Origin of the sequence: Streptomyces sp. SID14436, from assembly GCF_010548465.1 — a bacterium.
Lineage (GTDB): Bacteria > Actinomycetota > Actinomycetes > Streptomycetales > Streptomycetaceae > Streptomyces.
This window is the reverse complement of the sequence record NZ_JAAGMD010000789.1, coordinates 17,831-36,893: the sequence shown is the minus strand read 5'-3', so window position 1 is coordinate 36,893 and position 19,063 is coordinate 17,831. Positions and strand designations below refer to the sequence as shown.

At 73.9% G+C, this 19,063-nt stretch carries 18 protein-coding genes and 1 pseudogene; 4 read left to right on the top strand and 15 right to left on the bottom strand.

Annotation, left to right across the window (positions count from 1 at the left end):
* Positions 1-204, bottom strand: a pseudogene (locus tag G3I53_RS28375) (hypothetical protein); the annotation flags it as partial.
* A 472-nt stretch (positions 205-676) separates the two neighbouring features.
* Here G3I53_RS28375 and G3I53_RS33480 point away from each other — a divergent pair.
* Positions 677-850: a hypothetical protein gene (locus tag G3I53_RS33480; protein WP_192232920.1), complete on the top strand. Its 174-nt coding sequence runs from the start codon at positions 677-679 to the stop codon at positions 848-850.
* Positions 851-920: 70 nt separating this feature from the next.
* Here G3I53_RS33480 and G3I53_RS28370 read toward each other — a convergent pair whose 3' ends face one another.
* The 10 genes from G3I53_RS28370 to G3I53_RS28320 all read right to left on the bottom strand — a co-directional run bounded on the left by G3I53_RS28370 (position 921) and on the right by G3I53_RS28320 (position 12,003).
* Positions 921-1,346 (bottom strand): VOC family protein, encoded by a 426-nt coding sequence (locus G3I53_RS28370; RefSeq protein ID WP_164339055.1) that lies wholly within the window; start codon positions 1,344-1,346, stop codon positions 921-923.
* A 201-nt stretch (positions 1,347-1,547) separates the two neighbouring features.
* Positions 1,548-2,927 (bottom strand): amidase family protein, encoded by a 1,380-nt coding sequence (locus G3I53_RS28365; RefSeq protein ID WP_164438924.1) that lies wholly within the window; start codon positions 2,925-2,927, stop codon positions 1,548-1,550.
* Positions 2,928-3,052: 125 nt separating this feature from the next.
* Complete coding sequence (locus tag G3I53_RS28360; protein WP_164438923.1) at positions 3,053-4,093, bottom strand: alpha/beta fold hydrolase; 1,041 nt, start codon at positions 4,091-4,093, stop codon at positions 3,053-3,055.
* Between the two features lie 130 nt (positions 4,094-4,223).
* Positions 4,224-4,751, bottom strand: a complete 528-nt coding sequence (locus G3I53_RS28355; protein WP_164336656.1) for a cupin domain-containing protein — start codon at positions 4,749-4,751, stop codon at positions 4,224-4,226.
* A gap of 35 nt (positions 4,752-4,786) precedes the next feature.
* On the bottom strand, positions 4,787-5,134 hold the full coding sequence (locus tag G3I53_RS28350) for a DoxX family protein (protein ID WP_164336658.1): 348 nt from the start codon (positions 5,132-5,134) through the stop codon (positions 4,787-4,789).
* Between the two features lie 124 nt (positions 5,135-5,258).
* Complete coding sequence (locus tag G3I53_RS28345; protein WP_164336661.1) at positions 5,259-5,777, bottom strand: cupin domain-containing protein; 519 nt, start codon at positions 5,775-5,777, stop codon at positions 5,259-5,261.
* The gene (locus G3I53_RS28340) at positions 5,774-7,132 is read right to left on the bottom strand and encodes an FAD-dependent oxidoreductase (protein WP_164336663.1); all 1,359 of its coding nucleotides are present in this window, start codon (positions 7,130-7,132) and stop codon (positions 5,774-5,776) included. The genes G3I53_RS28345 and G3I53_RS28340 overlap by 4 nt, the downstream gene beginning before the upstream one ends.
* A complete protein-coding gene (locus G3I53_RS28335) occupies positions 7,129-8,037 on the bottom strand; it encodes an LLM class flavin-dependent oxidoreductase (protein WP_164336665.1) in 909 nt (302 codons plus the stop codon). Before G3I53_RS28335 ends, G3I53_RS28340 begins: the two co-directional genes overlap by 4 nt.
* 640 nt (positions 8,038-8,677) lie before the next feature.
* On the bottom strand, positions 8,678-9,469 hold the full coding sequence (locus tag G3I53_RS28325) for an alpha/beta hydrolase (RefSeq protein WP_164336667.1): 792 nt from the start codon (positions 9,467-9,469) through the stop codon (positions 8,678-8,680).
* A 71-nt stretch (positions 9,470-9,540) separates the two neighbouring features.
* Entirely contained in the window at positions 9,541-12,003 is a 2,463-nt protein-coding gene (locus G3I53_RS28320) for an ATP-binding protein (protein WP_164438922.1), read from the bottom strand.
* 347 nt (positions 12,004-12,350) lie between these two features.
* Between G3I53_RS28320 and G3I53_RS28315 the strand changes: the two genes are divergently transcribed.
* Positions 12,351-13,232 (top strand): alpha/beta hydrolase, encoded by an 882-nt coding sequence (locus tag G3I53_RS28315; RefSeq protein ID WP_164338323.1) that lies wholly within the window; start codon positions 12,351-12,353, stop codon positions 13,230-13,232.
* A gap of 158 nt (positions 13,233-13,390) precedes the next feature.
* Positions 13,391-13,873 carry a MarR family transcriptional regulator gene (locus G3I53_RS28310; RefSeq protein WP_164338324.1) on the top strand — a complete coding sequence of 161 codons (483 nt, stop codon included), beginning with the start codon at positions 13,391-13,393 and terminating at the stop codon, positions 13,871-13,873.
* Between the two features lie 41 nt (positions 13,874-13,914).
* On the opposite strand, the gene G3I53_RS28305 is transcribed toward G3I53_RS28310, so the two are convergent.
* The 3 genes from G3I53_RS28305 to G3I53_RS28295 all read right to left on the bottom strand — a co-directional run bounded on the left by G3I53_RS28305 (position 13,915) and on the right by G3I53_RS28295 (position 17,077).
* The gene (locus tag G3I53_RS28305) at positions 13,915-14,463 is read right to left on the bottom strand and encodes a sigma-70 family RNA polymerase sigma factor (RefSeq protein ID WP_164338325.1); all 549 of its coding nucleotides are present in this window, start codon (positions 14,461-14,463) and stop codon (positions 13,915-13,917) included.
* A gap of 142 nt (positions 14,464-14,605) precedes the next feature.
* Positions 14,606-15,808, bottom strand: a complete 1,203-nt coding sequence (locus tag G3I53_RS28300; protein WP_164338326.1) for a cytochrome P450 — start codon at positions 15,806-15,808, stop codon at positions 14,606-14,608.
* A gap of 495 nt (positions 15,809-16,303) precedes the next feature.
* Positions 16,304-17,077, bottom strand: coding sequence for an MBL fold metallo-hydrolase (locus G3I53_RS28295; protein ID WP_164338327.1), 774 nt, complete (start codon positions 17,075-17,077; stop codon positions 16,304-16,306).
* A gap of 552 nt (positions 17,078-17,629) precedes the next feature.
* Between G3I53_RS28295 and G3I53_RS33475 the strand changes: the two genes are divergently transcribed.
* Positions 17,630-17,797 (top strand): hypothetical protein, encoded by a 168-nt coding sequence (locus tag G3I53_RS33475; RefSeq protein WP_192231460.1) that lies wholly within the window; start codon positions 17,630-17,632, stop codon positions 17,795-17,797.
* Positions 17,798-17,885: 88 nt separating this feature from the next.
* On the opposite strand, the gene G3I53_RS28290 is transcribed toward G3I53_RS33475, so the two are convergent.
* Positions 17,886-18,788, bottom strand: a complete 903-nt coding sequence (locus G3I53_RS28290) for an NAD-dependent protein deacetylase (protein WP_164338328.1) — start codon at positions 18,786-18,788, stop codon at positions 17,886-17,888.
* Positions 18,789-19,063 lie beyond the last annotated feature (275 nt).

Here is a 19,063-nt window from a genome sequence, read left to right as displayed (position 1 = left end):
GCGCGCGGCGGGATCACCGGGCCCCAGCAGCCGGCCCACGGGCCGTACCAGGGCCGCGACCTGGAGCTCCTTGTCCGCGGGCCGGGCACGGCGCAGCAGCGCGGCGGCCCGCAGGGCGTGCCCGGACCCTCCGGCTCCGGCGCCGCCGGGGTCCCGGCAGGCGTACAGCAGGTCCATCAGCTCCTCGACACCGCGCAGTTCCATGCGCCGGTCCTCCCAGCGAGACGGCCGTTGCCGAACGGCAGCAGACCATGGCGTGCTTGCGGGACGGCCAACGGGACGTGAACGGCGCCACGGCCAGGTGACCTTCCCGCACATGTCGACGCCCCTGTAGTCCGTTCGAGTGACGGACCGCGGGGGCATCAATGGTGAAATAGGAGCATATTGAAGTGCGTTGACATGGGTCCGACGCGCGATTGTTACCGCGAGTTTCCAGCCCCATCGAGCGCGTGGCCGCTCATTTGGTTAATCTGAGCCGGACGGACAGCACACGGGGTCCTACCCACACCCACGGTCCGTCTGGGACAAGCCGGTTCACAACGGCCAGCTCTTCCCTCGTACGACCGGCGCCACCGCGTCCGAACGGCTTTTTTCACATGCCCGGACGGGCGGCGGGCGCAGGCGCAGGAGCCGGCGCAGCACGTCCCCAGGGTGACCGACACATAAGGAGTGCGCGGTGACACCGGAGAAGACGACTACCGAAGAGCGCCCCAAGGAACGGCCCGAGCGGGCCCGCCGCCGCAACGGCGAGCTGTGCAGTCTCGACGTGTGGGCCCGGTCGGCCCCCATCCGCCTCGCGGGCTACGAGGACGACCTCGCCGAGCCCCACATCCTGCCCAGCGTCGACTGACCCGCGCCCCTTCCCCTCACCCGGCGCAGGGGCGTGCCGGACGCACGCCCCTGCGGACCGGCCGTACGGGTCAGGGCCGGACGTAGGGACGGGTCATGATCTCCATGTTGTGGCCGTCCGGGTCGTCGAAGTAGGCGCCCCGGCCGCCGAAGAGGCGGTTGATCCGGCCGGGCTCCGTGTGGTTCGGGTCGGCGTAGTAGGTGACGCCGAGCGCCTCCAGGCGCCCGGTCATCGCGTCGAACGCCTCCTCGGGCACCAGGAACGCGTAGTGCTGCGGCTGGATCGGCTCGTCGGTTTTCTCGTAGTAGTCGAGTGTCACACCGTTGCCCAGGTCCACGGGCAGGAACGGCCCGAACGGGGCGCCCACCTCCAGGCCGAGGACGGCCGCGAGGAAGCCGGCGGACAGCCGCCGGTCCCGGGCGAACACCACGGTGTGGTTCAAGTGGGCGATGGTGGTGGGCAGTTCGTTCGAATGCGACGCTTGTGCTTCAGGCATGGCCGGTGATCTCCGAGTGTCGAATCCATGGGTGGCGCCACGCTAGGGGCGCGGCGGGAAAGGAACACGGAGGAACGGGCGGGTCGCGGCCCCGCCCCGGGCTCACGCCAGGGCCGGGCGCGCTTTCTGTGTACGGCTCTCGGCCGACCCGGCAGTCACCCGGCCGAGGCTAGGCGCCCGGCCGGCACGACGGCAAGGCGATTACCGGTCGGCCTCCGCGAGCGGGGCCGTCCGCCGCCACGGGTGCCGCTCCTCCAGCTGCCGCGCCAGCCCCAGCAGCACCTCCTCGGCCCCCGGCCCGCCCACCAGCTGCACCGCGCAGGGCGCCCCCGAGGGCAGCGCACCGAACGGCACCGACATCGCGGGCCAGCCCGTCAGGTTCCACGGCGGAGTCATCGGCGAGTACGACGAGTTGGCGGCCACATTGCGCAGCCAGCCCCGCTCGTACCACGGGCCCGCCTTCGGCGAGCGGCGGGCGAGGGCCGGGGTGAGCAGCACGTCGTACTCGCCGAAGAACGGCTCCAGCCGCTCGCGCAGCCGCTCCCGGCCGGTGCCGGAGCGCACGGAGCGCTCACAGCGCCGGCCGATCGCCGCGTGCACCCGGGTGCGCCGGGCCAGCAGCCGCTTCTCCAGGCCGCGCGCGTCCACGGCCGTGCCCGCCGCCCAGTGGGTCAGGGCCGTCGTGCCGAGCGACATCGGGTACGGCGGATCGGCGCGCCGCACCTGGTGACCCGCCTTGATCAACGCCCCGGCGGCCTCCCGCACGGCCGCCGCGTACGGCTTGGACACCGTGGCGCCCAGCAGCGGGCTGCGCAGGGACACCGCGATCCGCAGGGTGCCCGCCCCGGCGTCGGGCGCGGCCGCGTCCCCGGCGTCGGACGGCGTCCCGGTACCGGCCAGGACCGCCAGCATCAGCCGGGTGTCCTCCACGGTCGTGGCGAGCGGCCCGTTCTCCGACAGGCCGAACCAGTCGCCGTCACCGATGCCCGCGGGGACCACCCCGAGGCCCGGCTTGATGGTGACCAGACCGCAGTTGGCCGCCGGGATCCGCAGCGACCCCATGCCGTCGTTGCCGAGCGCGAGGGGCACCATCCCGGCGGCGACCGCCGCGGCGCTGCCGCCCGAGGAGCCGCCCGCGCTGCGCGCCGGGTCCCACGGATTGCGGGAGGTGCCGTGCACCCCGTCCGTGGTGCCGAACACGCACAGTTCCGGCACATGCGTCAGCCCCACCACCACCGCGCCCGCCGCCCGGAGCCGGGCCACCGTCTCGTGGTCCTGCCCGGCGGGCGTGTCCGGGGTGGCCGCGGAGCCGACGCGCATGCTCTCGCCGCGCACGGCGAGATTGTCCTTGACCGCCACCGGCACCCCGGCGAGCGGCAGTTCCGCCAGATCGCCGCGGGCGGCCACCTCGTCGGCCTCCGCCAGGGCCGCCTGGGCCCGCACCACCCGGAACGCGCCCACCCGCCCGTCGAGCCGCTCGATGCGCGCCAGGTGGTCCGCGACGACCTCGCGCGGCGTCACCCGCTTCTCCCGTACGGCGGTGGCGATCTCGACGGCGGTCCGGCCGGCCCAACTGGTCAACTTCGGCTCCTCGGGGTGCGGAGGGGACGGGGCGTACCAGGGGGTACGCAGGGCCACTGTGCCCCGCCGGACGCCCCCGCGTCGAGATCGTCCCGCACCCCGGACCCGGACGCGGCGGGGGCGGGTCAGCGCAGATGCCGCGCGAAGAAGTCCATGGTGACGTCCATCGACTCCCGCCACCGCGGTCCGAAGGTGTGGCCCTCACCCGCATAGGCGCGCAGCTCGACGTCCGCCCCGGCCGCCTCGAAGGCGGCGGCGGCCGCACGGGACCACCGCGGCGGGCAGGTGTCGTCGGCCGTGCCGTGATGGATCTGCAGCGGGTCGGCGGCCCGGGCGGCATGGGTCAGCGGGGACACCTGGCGCCAGAACTCCGGGTTCTCCTCGGGCGTGCCGTGCTCGGCCTCGATCCGCTCGACGACCGGATCACCGTCGGGCCGCTGGAAGTGGTCCAGGTTCTCCTCGGGCCGCCCGCTCACCGGCGCGTGGGCGACGGCCGCGTCGAACAGCCCGGGCGCCACCACCAGGGCGTTGTAGACGACCCCGCCGCCCATCGACCGGCCGAACAGGCCGATGCGGCCGGCGTCGACCTCGGCACGGTCCCAGGAGCGCAGGGCCAGAGCGGCGCCGATGACGTCCTCGGTGTAGCCGAGCCGCAGACCGACGTCGTTGTCGGGATCCTTGTCGGAGCCGGCGTGGTTGCGGTAGTCGACGTGCAGGACCACGTAGCCGCTGCGGGCGAGGAGGTCGTGCTCGCGCGGCATGCCCTGCCCGGTGACGTAGACGGCGGGGTCGATGTAGCCGTGCGCGAGCACCAGCGCGGGGAACGGGCCGTCGCCCTCGGGGATGTTCATCACCCCGGAGACGGTGAGGCCGTTGGCCTCGTAGGTGACCGCGTACCGGGTGTAGGCGGAGGTGCGGGCCAGCACCCTGCCGAGGCGCAGACCGGAACCGGTCTGCTCCCGCGCGATCAGCGCCGGGACCGACACCGGGTCGGCCCGCGCAGAGGCGGACGGGGAGGGGGCCGCCGGGTCGGCCGCCTCCTGGCTCCCGGTGGCGGGGCGCACGGAGGCCGGAACCGGCCCGGCCTCGCCCCCGCCGCCGGTGCAGCCGGCCGTCAGGGCCAGCAGCGCTCCGGCGACGGCACGGACGGTGCCCTTCGGCCGCATGGGGACGATTATGTCCCGTACGGCCCGCCCTGTGCAGGGCGGGCCGACGGCCGGGGGCCGGGCCCTGCGGGGGTGTGGCGGCGGGCCCGGCCAGGAAACGAGGTGGCCGCGCCAGGAGTGGCGGACGGGATCAGGGTTCGCGGTCGGGCATGAGCGTCACCTGGTGCTCGGCGATCTCCGCGGCCAGGGCGGCGAGCTCCTGCGGCGTCGGGGCCGGTGCGCTCCTGCCGGGTTCGGGGTCGATCCCGTTGTCGAGCCAGAAGCCTTCGTGTCCGCCGGGCGCGATGAAGACGAGCAGCCTGCCGGGCAGGTTGCCGATGTTGGTGAAGCCGTGCCGGTTGCCGCGGGGAATGAAGAGGAGGTCGCCGGGGCCGGCCTGAATGGTCTCGTCGCCGTTGACGAAACCGAAGTCACCGGACAGGACGTAGAAGGTCTCCTCCTCGCGGCCGTGGGAGTGGGGAGGTGCTCCGCCGCCGGGGGGCACCGATGTCTCCAGCACACCCAGGGCGCCGCCGGTCTGCGCCGAGCTGAGCTTGACGGTGGTGGTGTCGCCGTTCAGCCACTTGGTGGCGCCTTCGTCGCGGCGGACGAAGAGGCCGTCGCGGCGCGTCCAGCGGGGGTCGTCCTTGTCGGGGATGGCAGGGGTCCCGAAGGTCATGGTGGTCTTCCTTCTCTGCGGAGTCGGCGGGCCGGTCAGGCGGAGGCGAGACGGAGGGCGAGGGTCGCCACGGCCGTGAGCAGGAGCGTGGCGGGAGGCAGGACGCGCGGGTCGCGGACCCGGAGGTGGGAGACGACGGCGCCGATGAAGTAGGCGATGAGCCCGACGGCGGCGGCCACACCCAGGGGTGCCCAGGCGAGGCCGGTGAGGATTCCGGCCGCTCCGGCGATCTCCGCCGCCGCCAGAAGGGGCACGTACCGCTCGGGGAATCCGACGCGTTCGAGCGTCGTCATCTGCTGGGGGTCCCGGGTGAGCTTGCCGTAGGCGGACAGGAGCAGGACCAGGGCGAACAGGATGGTGACGACGAGGGTGGCGAGAAACATGGATGGGCTCCGGTGACGGCGCGGGCGTCCTGGGGGAGCGGCCCGCGCGGAGGTGTGAAGGGGCGCGGAGGTGTGCGTGAGAGGTGCCCGGCGGGCGGGCGGTCCCGGTGGGTGACCGCTTGGGTCAGTCCTCCGGGAGGAGCGTGACGTTCTGCGCGAGCAGCGCGTCGACCAGGGCGGCGTACCGCTCGGGTCCCCAGGGCGGTGACGTCTCGCCCTCGACGGGCTCGTCCCCGTGGTCGATGAAGAACCGCTCCTGCCCGCCGGGGGTGAACATGAACAGGAACGACGCGTCCCGGTCGCCCACGTTCTTGAACCGGTGGCGGGTGTCGCGCGGGACGAAGACGAAGTCCCCGCCGGTGACCGTGAAGGTGCGGGCACCGAGGAGGAACTCCAGTTCGCCGTCGAGGACGTAGAACGCCTCCTCCGCGTCGTCGTGGGCGTGGGCGACCGGTCCGCCGCCCGGCGGCACCACTGCCGTGGCGAAGCCCAGGGCGCCGTTGGTGTCCTCGGCGGTGGCCTTGATCGTGTAGGCGTCGCCGGCCAGCCAGCGGGCGGTTCCCTCACCGCGGCGGACGTGGACGCCCCCCTCACGCGTCCAGCGGGGGTCGTGCCGGTGGGGGACGGGGAAGGGGAAGCTCACTGTGCTCTCCTCGGAGTCACGGGGGTGGGCTGTCCGGGGCCGGCGTCGGCGCGCGGTCCGGGGCGCAGGAGGCCCTCCGGGTCGTAGCGCCGCCACAGCTCGGTGACGCGGGCGCCGGCCGGTCCGGGGTAGGCGCGGGCGAAGGCGCCGGCGTCGGACGCACTCTCGAAGTTCACGTAGGCGCCGTCGGTGTGCGGTGCGACGGGGGCCCAGGCGGCGGCGAGCGCCTCCCGGCTGTCGGGAGGGAACGCCGAGCCGATCACGAGGGTGTTCTGGTGGCGGTGGGCGAAGGCCGTCGCCGAGGGGGACACGTCGTGGACCGCGCCGCCGAGCGACCGCAGCTGGACCAGGATCGGCCGGGGGCCGGCGGACGCGGCGACCAGCGCGCGGGCGGCGTCCGAGGACATCTCGGTGAGCAGCCCGTTCGTCGTGGCGACCGGCATCTGCCCGGTGTTGGCGTGCAGGTGCTCGGCGGGGACCAGGGCCGGGTAGGGAGCCACCTGGGCCTGCTGCGCCGTCACCTCGCCGATGCCGAGCAGCGGTTCGACGGCGTCGCGGATGACGGCGGGTTCCCCGGACGCGACGACGGCGGTGATGAACGCCGTGGTGCCGGCGCCGGACGAGGCCAGCGTCACCGCCGTCGACAGCTCACGGGGAGCCTCGTCCATGGCCTTGGCCCAGCGCCGCAGTGTCTCCCCGGTGGGATCCACCTCCGCGGCCAGCTGCACATGGCCGACGCGGCTCAGCTCCATGGCTTCGATCTCGAAGGCGACGGCGATCCCGGCTCCCGCGCCCGCCCCGCGCATCACCCACAGCAGATCCGGTTCGTTGACGGTGTCGGCGCGGACGAACGTGCCGTCGGGCAGGACGACGTCCACGGCGCGGATGTGGTCGATGGTGAGTCCGTAGTGCCGCACCATCCAGCCGACCCCGCCGCCGGTGGCGATGCCGCCGACGCCGACGTTTCCGTGGTCGCCCGAGCTGATGGCGAGGCCGTGCGGGGCGAGCGCCTGCGCGACCTGGGCCCACCGGGCCCCAGCCTCGACGCGGACCAGGCGGGAGGCGCGGTCGACGACCTCGACCCGGTGCAGCGCGCCCAGGTCGATGACGAGCCCTCCGTCGTTGGTGCCGCTGCCGGACAGGCCGTGTCCGCCGCTGCGGACCGAGATCCGCAGCCCTGTCCGCCGTGCCAGGTGCAGTGCCGCGGAGACGTCGTCCGCGGACTCGGGCCTGACGACGGCAGCCGGGCTGCCCACGGTGGTGTAGGTGGAGCGCAGGGCCTGGTAGCGCGGGTCGCCGGGGGTGACCACCTTCCCGGCCAGCGTGTGCGGCAGGGCGCCCAGGGTGCCGGTCATCGCCCGCTCCTCTCGGCGTCGACGCGCTCGCGGACGGCGGGCACGATCTCGTCGGCGAAGAGCGCGAGCTGCCGCTCGGGATCGGCGGCGGGCCAGAGGACGAAGGTGTCGAAGCCGAGGTCCACGGTCCACTCGGTCAGGGTGTCCACCCACCGGCGCACGTCGCCGACGAGCCCGCGTCCGGACCGGGGCGCGCCCAACGGGCCGATCGCACCGGTCACGTTGTAGACGCGGCGCAGAGACCTCGGCTCCCGCCCGGCCGCCAGCGCCGCCTCGTCGATGATCCGCTGCCGGGACGGCACCTCCTCCGGGGGGACGTAGATGTTCAGCGGGGAGATCCAGCCGTCGGCGACCCGGCCGGCCAGGGCGAGCATCTTCGCCTTCTGCGCCCCGAGCCAGACACCGACGGGCTTCGGCGGGACCGGCCCGGCCTGGTAGCCGCCGATCGCGTGGTAGGGGCTGTCGACCTGCACGGGACCGCCGGGCAGGGCCGTGCGGAGTACGCCGAGGGCGTCCTCGGCGTACGCCACCATGTCCCGGCCGCGCCGTGCCGGGCCGCCCATGGAGGCGATGGCGTCGGGGATGCCGCCGCCTCCGACCCCCAGCTGGACGCGCCCGTCGGTGAGCACGCTCAGTGATGCGGCGGCCTTGGCGAGCATCGCCGGCGGCCGCAGCTGGAGATCGGCGACGTCGGTGAGGAAGGAAATCCGGTCCGTGTGGGCGGACAGATGGGAGATCAGGGTCCACGCCTCGAGATGCCCCGGCTGGTACGGGTGGTCCTGGACGGCGATGTAGTCGAGGCCCGAGTCCTCCGCCCGGCGGGACATGAGCCGGGTCAACGGCCACGCGGCGGCGGACGGTTCGGCATTCACGCCGAAGGAGAGCGGACGTCTGTAGTCGGTCATGGCTCCACGGTGCTCCGGTCGGCCGAAAAGGGGAAACGGCGGGTAAGGGGCTAATCTTTTGTAAGTAGGTGCTCCGGTCGGCGCCGGGACGACATCGGGCCGGACCTCGGTGTCGCCGGTTGCCGACGGCATCATCGGGCAGCAACGGGAGGCACCCCCTGCGCCGGCCGCTCCCGGGGAGAAGCACGGTGGGCGGCAGGACAGCGGAGTACGCGTGGGAGCAACGGGCCACCGCCCTCGCCGCCGCCGTTCCGGGGCATCTCGTCCCGGCCGCTCTCGCCGCTGCGGTGGCGGTGGCCGCGGCCGTCGTACCGGTCAGGACGGCCGGGGAGCAGTCAGGACAAGCGCTGACTGCTCGCCCCGCACGGTCAGCCCCGGTCCGGGGTGGTGCGGGGCCCGGGACCGGACCGGCGGGTTCGCGCGCCGGCGCGCCGGGCCTCCTCGGTCGGCGGCGCTCGGGCGGCACGCCTACGTCCCGGCGCGGAAGGGCCGGGACGTAGGGCGGCTCCCACCCGGACAAGGCCGTACGGGCTCGGAGGCAGCGGTGGCTGGAGGAGCCGCAGGTCACGAAGGGGCCGCGCCACCACCAGCGAGGAGGCCCTCGGTCAGCAGCGGCGCGGCACAGCCGTGCCACCGGGTGTCAGCCGGTCAGGAGGCCGGCGATCGCGGCAGGGTGGACAAGGTGGGGGAAGTGCCCGCTGCCGGGGAAGGTGACGAGGCGCGCCGTGGGCAGGAGGGCGGTGAGCCACTGCGCGTACAGCTGCGGTACCTCGCCGCCCGTGACATGGGTGTAGTCCACGCCGGCGTGCCTGATGGCCCGCAGCTGCCAGGTGCGTCGGCGTGCGAGTTCCTCGGAGGACTCCTCAAGGAGTTCCTGCCAGTAGGCCAGCAGGAGTTCCTGGCGGGGAGCCGTCGCCGTCCGGACCAGTTCGCGGGCCCGGGGCGGGAGCGCGTCGATGCCCATGGCCGCCAGCTGCTCGTCCCAGACGTCCCGCCACCGCGAACTGCGCAGCAGGGGTTCGAGTTCTCTGAGCCGCTTGGCGAAGGTGCCGGCGAGCAGTGGCTGGTCGATGTTGACCACTCCGGCTGCCGGGTGGACGGCGGCGTAGGCCGTGGCCACCACCGCTCCGAACGAGTGCCCGACGACGACCGGTGCTGCCGCCCCGAACGCGTCGAGGGAACGGTGCAGTGAGAGGGCGATGTCGGCCGGACGACAGGACTCCGCGTCCGGGGACCGGCCGTGACCGGGAAGGTCGAAGACGATGATCAGCTGGCCGGGCTCCCTCGCCGTCAGCTCTTCGATCAGCGTGTCCCACTGCCGGTGGTCGTAGGTGAGCCCGTGGAGCAGGACCACCGGCGGTTCGTTGCCGTGCCGCGCGCCGTGCACCCGGGCACCCAGCCGCCCGATGAGTTCGTACTGTCCCAGTGTCATCGTGTTCCGCCTTTCCGTGCTTTCCCGAGGAAGGCGTTCCGGGACAGGGAACAAAGTGTGTGCGACGGAGGTCACACCTGCCATCGGTCCGGGCCGCCCGCGGCCGGGCGGTAGCAGAAGGTGCGGCCCGACCGCAGGGAGGCACGCAGGTGGGCGCCGGCCAGGGGCGCGGCTGCCTCGATGCGCTTCACCGCCGCCCACAGGGCCCGGGTGGCGCTGACGCGTGCTCTTTCGGCCTCGGCGCTGATGGCCCGTACCCGTCCGCCGAGGCCGCCGGCCCGGCGCAGTTCGGCGACGATCGCGTTCCGTTCCCGGTGCACGTCCCGTGCGCGGTCGACGTCGCCGGCCCGGTCGGCGGCGTCGAGGGCCTGGTCCAGCTGCGCGAGCCGCTTGCGGTAGCCGGCGAGAGCGGCCGCGTCGAGGACGGGGTCCCCGTCGGGGGCCCGCAGCCCCCGGCCGCCGGCCGCCAGGTCGAGAGCGGGGATGTCCTGTCCGGGGGCGGCGAGCAGGCTGCGGAGGTAGCCCATGCCGCGGGTGTCGCTCAGCCGCGCCGACTCGCTGCCTGCTTCCAGGAGCCACCCGCCGTCGACGCGGGTCAGCCGCCATGTGTCGCCGGCGGGGGCCAGGGCGGCCAGGAGCCCGCGCATGCCGAGGCGTTGTGCGATGGACCGGGCACGGTCCTGATCGTCACGGGCCCGGACGGCATCCCCCTCGCCTTGGCGTGCCCGGAGCGCTTCGGCCCGGGCGGCGAGGGTCTGGGCCAGCCAGGGCAGGGTTCCGTTCCTGCTCTCCCATGTGTGGGCCGCGTCGAAGTCGGCGATGGCCCGGTCGAGGTCGCCGAGGTGGGCGGACAGCAGTCCGAGGTAGTGGTCGACCGGCCCGGTGACCGTGTTCGCGCCGCCCCACACCACCAGCCGGCCGCGGTAGGGCAGGAGGGCGGTGTACAGGTGCCGGGCCGCGTCGGTGGTGCGCGAGCGGGACGCCACCACGGCGAGATCCGCGACAGCACCCAGCCACCGAGGACCGGAACCCGCCAGGACGCTCGGCAGCAGCCGCTCAAGTTCGAGTTCCGCCTCGTCGAGCCGGCCGCTCTCGGCCAGGGCGCGGGCCGCCGTGGCCGAGAAGAAGTGCCCGGGCAGGCGCCGGGCCAGTGCCTGCCAGGGCGCGAGGGTGCTCTCCCAGTCGCCGCGCAGGGTGGAAATGCCGCCGCGCAGGCTGCCGGTCAGCCGCGCGGTGTCCACCATGCCCGCCCTGCGGCCGAGGCGCTCCACCTCGGACGCCAGCGAGGCGGCCTCCTCGAGACGACCGCGGATCGCCGCGAGCATGGACTGCCGGGCGGTGACCACCGCCAGGGTCTCGGCGTCGCCGGACAGTTCGCCCGTGCGGGCGTAGGAGGTGAGCGCTGCCTCGGCGGCGGTGAGGTCCCCGAGTTCCGTCAGGGCGGTGAAGCGCCACATGAGGCCGCGGCGCTCCGCGGCGATGTCCCCGGCGAGTCTGGCCTGGGTGATGATCTCGGCCGCGGTCTCGAGCCGCTCGTGCGCGGCTGCCGGGTCCCACAGGGCGTGCAGCCTGGAGTCGAGGACCTCGGCGATGGTGCCCGGGCTTCCGGAGCGCCGGGCCAGGGACAGTGCTTCCTCGGTCAGCGCGGGCCGGCGGGTGTCGCTCGGATCGCTCAGCAGTTCCCGGGCCAGCCGGGCCAGCACCCGTGCCCGGGTGCGTGCCGGCAGGGGCCGCGTGCCGGCGGCCTCGAGCAGCCGGATCAGCCGGGTGTCGGGATCGAGGAAGGAGGCCCGGGACGGAGTCGTCAGCGCGAGGTACGCCACGGGATCCTCTTCGCCGCTGCCGCTGCCGCTGCCGCTGCCGGCGGCAGCGAGCTGATGTGCGGCTGCGAGCGCGGCGCCGGGCATCCCGGCCGAGGCCAGCCTGACGGCACGGAGGGCGTCGGCGGGCAGGTCGCCGACCAGCTGCGACAGCTCGGCCTCGTCGAGGCCACCGAGTCGCAGTTCGTTCGGCAGCCCGGTCGGCTGCCGGGTGGTGGCCAGCACGGCGGTGGCGCCGGCGGCCAGGTGCCCGGCCAGCCGGCTGAAGAGGCGGACGTCCCAGGGCAGATCGGCGTCATCGGTGCCCCCGGCGGCGTGAGGGGGCGCAACGAGGACGTCGGGGAGGACGGGGTCCGCTCCCGGACCGGCATCGAGATCATCGGCCACGAGGAGGCAAGGGGGGCCTTCGGCCACGGCCAGGAACAGCGCGTCGATCTCTTCCGTCCGGGCGTCCGCCGGAGGGACCGGCCGGCCCGTCACGGCCGCCAGGCCACCGAGCAGGCGGGATGCCGGGGGGTCCGTGCCGGCGTCGGCGGCGAGGCGGTGTGTCCTCAGCCCGCGGGCGGCGGCGAACTGCTCGGCGTACTGCGTCAGGTGGCTCTTGCCGGCCCCAGGGGGACCGGTGACGAGCAGGTGTCCCCCCGAACCGGCGAGAGCCTGGTCGACAAGGTGCCGCACCGCGGCGAGTTCTCTACGCCGCCCTACTGGTTCCACCTGGTCATCGTAGTGTGCCGCCCGTTCCCGCCCGGTCCGGCTGCCCCGTCCGGGATCCTGCGGGCCTCATGCCATCGGGCGGGCCGCCTCCGGGCCGGGACACGGGCGGCGGGGAGGCGCCACGGCGGCGGCCCCGTCGTGACCGGGGGGCAACGCGGGGCGAAATCCCACGCGGCATCGGTCAGTTCGTGGCGACGTGGCAGAACACCGGGATCCACTGCCGGGGTTCGTGGGACGACGGAGCCGGGCGGGCCCGTCGGTCGGCGGGTGAACCCGGGAACCGGCGGGCCCGTTGATCGGTGTGGGTGGCCGCGACAGCCACCATGGCACCGAACCGGAGGAGCACCGTGACGAGGAACGCAGAGACGCTGATGCCGACCAGGGACGGCCGCCGCCTGGCGGTGCGGTCCTCCGGCCCGGTGGACGGCATTCCCCTTCTGTTCCACCACGGGACCCCCGGAGCCGGGCGTCCGTTCCGTGCGTTCGAGCGCGCGGCGCACGCCCGGGGCTGCGACCTGATCACCTACAGCCGTGCCGGCTACGGGGAGTCGACGAGACGGCCCGGCCGCTCGGTCGCCGACGTCGCGAGCGACATGGAGGACGTGCTCGACCACCTGGGCGTCACCCGCTGCCTGGTCGTGGGCATGTCGGGCGGTGGACCGCATGCCCTCGCCACCGCCGCGCGGCTGCCGGGGCGCGTGGCGGGCGTCCTGGTGATCGCCGGGCTGATGCCCGACGGGCTGCCCGGCCGGGAACTCACGGACGGCATGGGCGAGGGGAACGTCGTGGAGTTCGGCCTCGCGAGGCAGGGCGAAGCCGCGTTGCGGGCGGAGCTGGAACGGGAGGCCGTCGCGCTGCGTGACGCGACGGCGGAGGAACTCGGCGAGGGGATGGCGAGCGTGCTGTCCCCGGCCGACCGCGCGGCCCTGGACCGGGAGCTCGCCGAGGACCTGGCCGGACAGTGCGCCGAAGGACTGCGGCCGGGCGTCGACGGCTGGCTCGACGACGACCTGGCGTTCGTCAGGCCGTGGGGATTCTCCGTCGAGGAGATCACCGCGCCCGTCTTCGTCCGGCAGGGCGAGCAGGACCTGATGGTCCCGCCCGCCCACGGTGAGTGGCTGGCCCGGAACATCCCGCACGCGGTACTGCACCTGGAACCGGACCAGGGCCATCTTTCCTTCATCGCGCGGCCGGACGCCATGATCGAGGAACTGGTCTCCGTGTTCTGAACCCCGGACGCGCCCGGCTCCGGCTCACCGACGGAGGTGCGGCCGGCCCGCGGCGGCGTCTGCGCCCCTTGACTCATCGCGCACGATGCACACGTCCCGTCCGCAGTAGACTACCGGTGGGTATCAGCGGAGCGGCCGTCACGAGACCGGGGATTGCCATGATCAGCACAGGGGCCGGCGCCGAGTCGGGTGTGTCCGTGCCCGCGAGCCTCGCGCTCGAGGAGCAGTTGTGCTTCGCCCTGTACTCGGCGTCGCGTGCCGTGGTGAAGCGCTACCGGCCGATCCTCAGCGAGCTCGGGCTGACCTACCCCCAGTACCTCGTGATGCTCGTCCTCTGGGAACACGGCGTCCTGCCCATCAAGGACGTCGGAGCGGCCCTCAGCCTCGACTACGGAACCCTGACGCCCCTGCTCAAGCGGCTCGAGGCGCAAGGGCTCATCTGGCGGGAGCGCCAGGCGGACGACGAGCGGTCCGTGCAGGTGGTCCTGACCGGCGAGGGTGAGGCGCTGCGGGAGCGTGCCCTCGCCGTTCCGGAGGCGATCGGCGAGGCGATGAACCTCTCCCCCGAGGAGATCGCAGGGGCCCAGGCGTTCCTGAAGCGGCTGACGGCCAACGTCTGCGCGCCCGACCCGCGCCCCTGACGCGACCCGGGCCGACGGCGCGGGACCGCACCGGCGTGCGGTCAGGCGGGCACGGGGCCGGGCGCGTCTTCCGCCAGGACGAGCCGCAGGGCGCGGAGCCCGTAGTAGCGGCGTGACTTCACGGTTCCCTTGGGGATGCCGAGGTCCGCGGCGACTTCCTCGTCCGTCCTCTCCAGGAAGTACGTGCGGTACAGCACCTCGCGGTGGGCCGGCGCCAGAGCCCTCAGGGCGTTCGTCAGGGTCACGGACGACAGGACGTCGTCGTCGGGACCGGCCTCGCACAGTTCCGGAAGGGCCTTCCGATCGATCTCCGTCTCGACGGGACGGGCCCTGCTCCTGCGGTGCGCGTCGATCACCAGGTTGCGGGCGACGGTGAAGAGCCAGGGCCGGAGCATCTCCCGGTCGGCCGTGCCGTACTTCAGCCAGCAGCGCAGGAACGTCTCCTGGACGATGTCCTCCGCCTGGTGCTGGTCGCCCTCCACCAGGCGGGACACGAAGGAGAACAGCGCGGGCAGCGACGCACTGCACCCGGCGAGGAGGGACCGCTCCGACGCGTCGTCCCCCGTGGAACCCATAACGGGCCAGGACATGACGGTGTTCCTTTCACGGACGTACCTGAGGGGGGAGCCGGCGCGTCTCCGGGGCGGGGCCGGACGCCGGACGCGGGGGCTGTCCCGGTCCGGCGTCGCGGAGACGCGCGGCGTCCCTCGTGGCGGCGATGACCGGGGAGGGTCAGAGCCGCACGGGCAGCGCGGCCTTCCCGCTGAAGACGAACGTCGGCAGGGGCGGCAGCGTGTCCGCGGGCTCGGCGGGTGCGATGCCGGGGAAGTGCTCGAACAGGGCGGGCAGCGCCACGGAGGCTTCCAGTCGTCCGAGGGGAGCGCCCACGCACCGGTGCACTCCGTGACCGAAGGCCACGTGCTCGGTGTTCGTGCGGCGGATGTCGAACGTCTCCGCCGTGTCCCCGTGCACCGCGCGATCGCGGCCGCCGGCGCCGAAGCCCAGGACGACCGGTTCACCCCGGCGGATCACGATGCCGTCTCCGACATCGATGTCATCGACCGCGTACCGCAGCGGCATGTGCTGGACCGGGGCGTCGTGGCGCAGGGTCTCCTCGATCACCGCCGGCCAGGACGCCTCGTGGGAGGCGACGAGTGCGAGCTGCTTCGGGTCCTGGAGCAGATGGAGGACCGCGTTCGTGATGAGGCCGGTCGTGGCGGGCACTCCTCCGGCGATGGTGACCGCCAGGGCCAGGACCCGCTCCTCCTCCGTCATGTCGGGCGACCGCAGGAGTGTGGTCGCCATGTCGTCGCCCGGATCGTCGCGCTTCGCGGCGATGAGCCGGGACAGGAAACCCATGGCGGAGCCGAGCTGGGCGGCCGCGGTGTCCGGGTCGGCGGAGGGCTGGAGGAGATCCGCCATGGCCTGCCTGCCGGCGGGCCAGTCCTCGGGCGGTACCCCGAACAGGTCGCACAGGGTCTCGGACGCGATCGGTTCGGCGTACGCGCTGCGGATGTCGACGACCGTGCCCGAGCCCGGGTCGCCGAGCGTGGCCAGGCGAGCCGGAACCCGTCGTTCCAGGCCCGCCCGCATACGCGCCATGTGCTCCTCGGTGAACGCGTCCTCCATCACGTCGCGCAGCCGGCGGTGATCCGACCCGTAGGCGTTCAGGACGGTGGGGGAGAGGAGGAACGGCGCGAGGGGCCAGTCCTCGGGGACCTCACTCAGTCCCGGCCAGTGCTGCCGGGCGTCCCTGGACAGGCGGTCGTCCGCGGCGAGCTGCCGCAGCAGGTGGAGCCGGGTCACCGACCAGGCCGTGACACCGCCGGGCAGGGACACCCGCACGGCGGGCCCGGCCGACCGGAGGTGGGCATTGTCCTCGTGGAGGCGGCGGCCGGTCGGGTCGAACGAGAAGACGGCCTGATCGCGTTCCATGGTGTGTGCTCCTTGAAGGGGTTCATCGGTTCTTCGGTTCATCGGGTGCGTGCTGCGTGATGCGCCGGCGCGCGTGGTTCTGCCGTGGTCCCGCGACAGCGGTGGTGGCGGGGTGGGTGTGAGCTGTTCGGCGGTGCGCCGGCCCCGGGTGTGCCGCCTGGCGGGGACGGGCGAGCGGACGGATGAGGTCCCGGTCTGCCCTGGTCCACGCCTCCTTGGCCTCGGGTGGACGCGCCGGTTTCGACGTCGTCCGCCGACCCGGCGCTCCCGTGAGTAACCTAATGCGCGATTCCCTCGTGCACAAGTAGATCGTGCACGAGGAAAAGCGGGTGAGGTCGATTCGGGGCGCTTGCACGGCCGGTATGTGCACGGTCGGCTCATGGGGCGGGATCCCCTGCGGCGCGGCTGAACCCGGTGCGGGCGCCGCGCGTTGAACAGTGTGTGCCGGGCACGGGACGGGTTGGACGCCATCGCCCGTGCCCGGCCACCCGTCGGCTACCGCCGGGGCTCGAACCGGGCCGGCGTCCGGTCGCGGGCGGTCTCGGCCGCCTTCCTGACGGAGCCGCGGTGGACGGGGCCGTGCCCCGGGAGCAGCGTGTCGCCCTCGAACGCCCCGATGACGTCGAGGGACGCGCGGGCGCGCTCACGGTCGTGGTCGAACATGGCGGGCAGCAACTGCGGACCGCGCGCACGCGTCGTGGGGTGCCCGCTGACGAGGGCGTCCCCGGAGATGATGATCCCGGCCTGCGGGAGTGCGTAGGCGCAGTGCCCGGCCGTGTGTCCCGGGGTGTGCAGCGGCACCGGGCGGCCGGGCAGGTCGAGAGGCCCAAAGGAAGCGGGGAACGGCCGGGGGAGGGCGACACGTGAGTCCCTCAGTCCGCCCGCCCGGATGCTGTGCACGGCCCACGGGGCGACACCGGGGCGCCAGATGTTGCGCAGCACCGTGCCGACGCCGATCTGGTGCAGGAACTCCCGTCTGGCGTGCGGGATCTCCTCGTCGTGGGCGTGAACCGCGGTGCCGAAGGTGCGGCTCAGATACTCGGCGTTGCCGATGTGGTCGTTGTGCGCGTGCGTGACGAGGACCGCGGACACGGACTCCGGGGCGTGTCCCAGCGCGGACAGGGAGGCGAGGAGCAGCGCGCGGTCGCCGGGGTAGCCGCAGTCGACGAGCGTGGCCGAGTCGCCCTCGCTCAGGACCACCCAGTTGGTATTGCTGCCGTGGACGAGGTGAACGCCGTCGGCCACTTGGACAAGGGAGGTGTCCCGCATGTGTTCTGCACACTCTCGGAGAAGGAAGGGGTGCCCGGAGGGCACCACGCTGAACTGGTCTCTTTCCGCCGCCGTCGGTGAACGGAACCCGCGCGGCGGCGGCCGGCCCCCGCCCCGCCCGGTGCCGCGGACGGGGCCGAGCCGTCGCGGCTCCCCGGGGGTCGTCGCCGGCGAGGCCCCCCTCTTCGGGGTGACCCCGCCCGGAGGCGGGGTCGGCGGCCGGACGACGGAGCCCCGGCGAACGGGGGGCGACGCCGGGGCTCCTGCCTCTTCCAACGGGCGCCGCGGCCCCGAGGTTCACGACGCCGTCCGGTGTCCTCGCCGCCGTCAGCGCCACGGGCGGGCCGGTCACCTTCCACCGGAGGGTGAGCGCACCGGCGACGCACGCACCGAGCGGCCCGGAGGTCCGCACTCCGGGCTGACGTTCGGCCCCGCGCACAGCTTCCGTCGGCAGTGACGGACCGTCGCCCGGGACCCGTCATGTGCCTGTCCGTCGAGTGGATGCGTGACGGCGGGGCATACGGGGGTTCACCCCAGGAGAGGAGCTCGCGCATGCTGGGCATCGTGGCCGCCGTACTGTTCTTCATCTCGTTCCTGATCAACGCGGCGGACATCGGCACCAACGACGTGTTCTCGTCGGTCAACATCATGCTGCTGGGGCTGACAGCCCTGGCCCTCCACGTGGCGGGCGTCGGGGCGGGCATGCCCCGCAGACGCTGACCACCCCCGGACGCGGGCCCGGTGACGCTTCGTCACCGGGCCCGCGTTCTCGCGGCTTCGAGGTGCCGGCGCCGACGCACGCGGAGTGTCAGGCGCCGGCCGTCCCCTCGTCGAGCGGGATGCCGAGCCGTGCGGCGACGGTGGTGAGGGCGGCGCCCAGGGGGAGCGCGACCCGGGTGACGGCGTGCCGGTCGCCGCGGGTCGGGTCCCGGTTGATGATCAGCACCGGGGTGCCGGCCCGCTCGGCCTGGCGGACGAACCGGAGACCGGACATGACCGTCAGGGAGGAACCGAGCACCAGCACGGAGGACGCTTCCCGCACCAGCGCGCGGCAGTGCTCGACCCGCTGGGGCGGAACCGCCTCACCGAAGAACACCACGTCCGGTTTGAGGACACCGCCGCAGACGGTGCACGGCACCACCGTGAAGTCCTTGACCTGTTCGTCGGTGAGGTCGGCGTCACCGTCCGGGTTGATCGCGGCCGCCACCGGGTCGAACCCGGGGTTGGCCTCCTCCAGACGTGCGGCCAGTTCCTCCCGGCTGCCGAGGGCACCGCAGGAGAGGCAGACGACCCGGTCCAGGCTGCCGTGGAGTTCCACGACGTCGTCGCTGCCGGCGGCCTGGTGCAGACCGTCGACGTTCTGCGTGATCACGCCCGAGAGCAGACCGTGCCGGGCGAACGCGGCCACGGCCCGGTGCCCGGCGTTGGGGCGGGCCCGGACGAAGGTGCGCCGGCCGAGGTGGCTGCGGGCCCAGTACCGCCGCCGTGCCCCGGCCCCGGCGACGAAGTCCTGGTACGTCATCGGGGTGTGCCGGCTCAGGCTGCCGCCCGCACCCCGGTAGTCGGGGATGCCCGACTCCGTGGAGAGGCCCGCGCCGCTGAGCACCAGCACACCGCCGTCGCCCAGCGCACCGGCGACCGCCTCCAGGTCCGTGGCGGCCGGCGGCAGGCCTTCGGTCGGGGTCCAGCTCAGGGTGGGACGCATCCGCATTCCGCCAGGGTACGCAACGCCGCACCGCGGCCCGCCGCCGTGACCGGGGCAGGAGCCCGGTCCGGTGCCGTCGGCCGCCCGCACGACATGCACCGCCCCCGGCAGGTGCACAAGGACACGCGCGACGCCGTCCCGCGGGCATCGCCCCGGACTGTGAGGAGGACCACGCACACGTTGTTCGCTCCGGTGTCACGCCTGGGGGGTGACGTGCGAGGGCGCGCTCCGGGGACCGGCGACGCCGTCGCCCCGAGCCGGAGATCAACGAGGGAGATCGT

Excerpts from the sequence above, each read along its gene's own strand:
- G3I53_RS33475 (WP_192231460.1), top strand. The coding sequence starts at position 17,630 with ATGCTGGGCATCGTGGCCGCCGTACTGTTCTTCATCTCGTTCCTGATC.
- G3I53_RS28355 (WP_164336656.1), bottom strand. The coding sequence starts at position 4,751 with ATGACCTTCGGGACCCCTGCCATCCCCGACAAGGACGACCCCCGCTGG.
- G3I53_RS28305 (WP_164338325.1), bottom strand. The coding sequence starts at position 14,463 with ATGTCCTGGCCCGTTATGGGTTCCACGGGGGACGACGCGTCGGAGCGG.
- G3I53_RS28295 (WP_164338327.1), bottom strand. The coding sequence starts at position 17,077 with ATGCGGGACACCTCCCTTGTCCAAGTGGCCGACGGCGTTCACCTCGTC.
- G3I53_RS28335 (WP_164336665.1), bottom strand. The coding sequence starts at position 8,037 with ATGACCGACTACAGACGTCCGCTCTCCTTCGGCGTGAATGCCGAACCG.
- G3I53_RS28360 (WP_164438923.1), bottom strand. The coding sequence starts at position 4,093 with ATGCGGCCGAAGGGCACCGTCCGTGCCGTCGCCGGAGCGCTGCTGGCC.
- G3I53_RS28325 (WP_164336667.1), bottom strand. The coding sequence starts at position 9,469 with ATGACACTGGGACAGTACGAACTCATCGGGCGGCTGGGTGCCCGGGTG.
- G3I53_RS28300 (WP_164338326.1), bottom strand. The coding sequence starts at position 15,808 with ATGGAACGCGATCAGGCCGTCTTCTCGTTCGACCCGACCGGCCGCCGC.
- G3I53_RS28370 (WP_164339055.1), bottom strand. The coding sequence starts at position 1,346 with ATGCCTGAAGCACAAGCGTCGCATTCGAACGAACTGCCCACCACCATC.
- G3I53_RS28310 (WP_164338324.1), top strand. The coding sequence starts at position 13,391 with ATGATCAGCACAGGGGCCGGCGCCGAGTCGGGTGTGTCCGTGCCCGCG.
- G3I53_RS28350 (WP_164336658.1), bottom strand. The coding sequence starts at position 5,134 with ATGTTTCTCGCCACCCTCGTCGTCACCATCCTGTTCGCCCTGGTCCTG.
- G3I53_RS28290 (WP_164338328.1), bottom strand. The coding sequence starts at position 18,788 with ATGCGGATGCGTCCCACCCTGAGCTGGACCCCGACCGAAGGCCTGCCG.
- G3I53_RS28340 (WP_164336663.1), bottom strand. The coding sequence starts at position 7,132 with ATGACCGGCACCCTGGGCGCCCTGCCGCACACGCTGGCCGGGAAGGTG.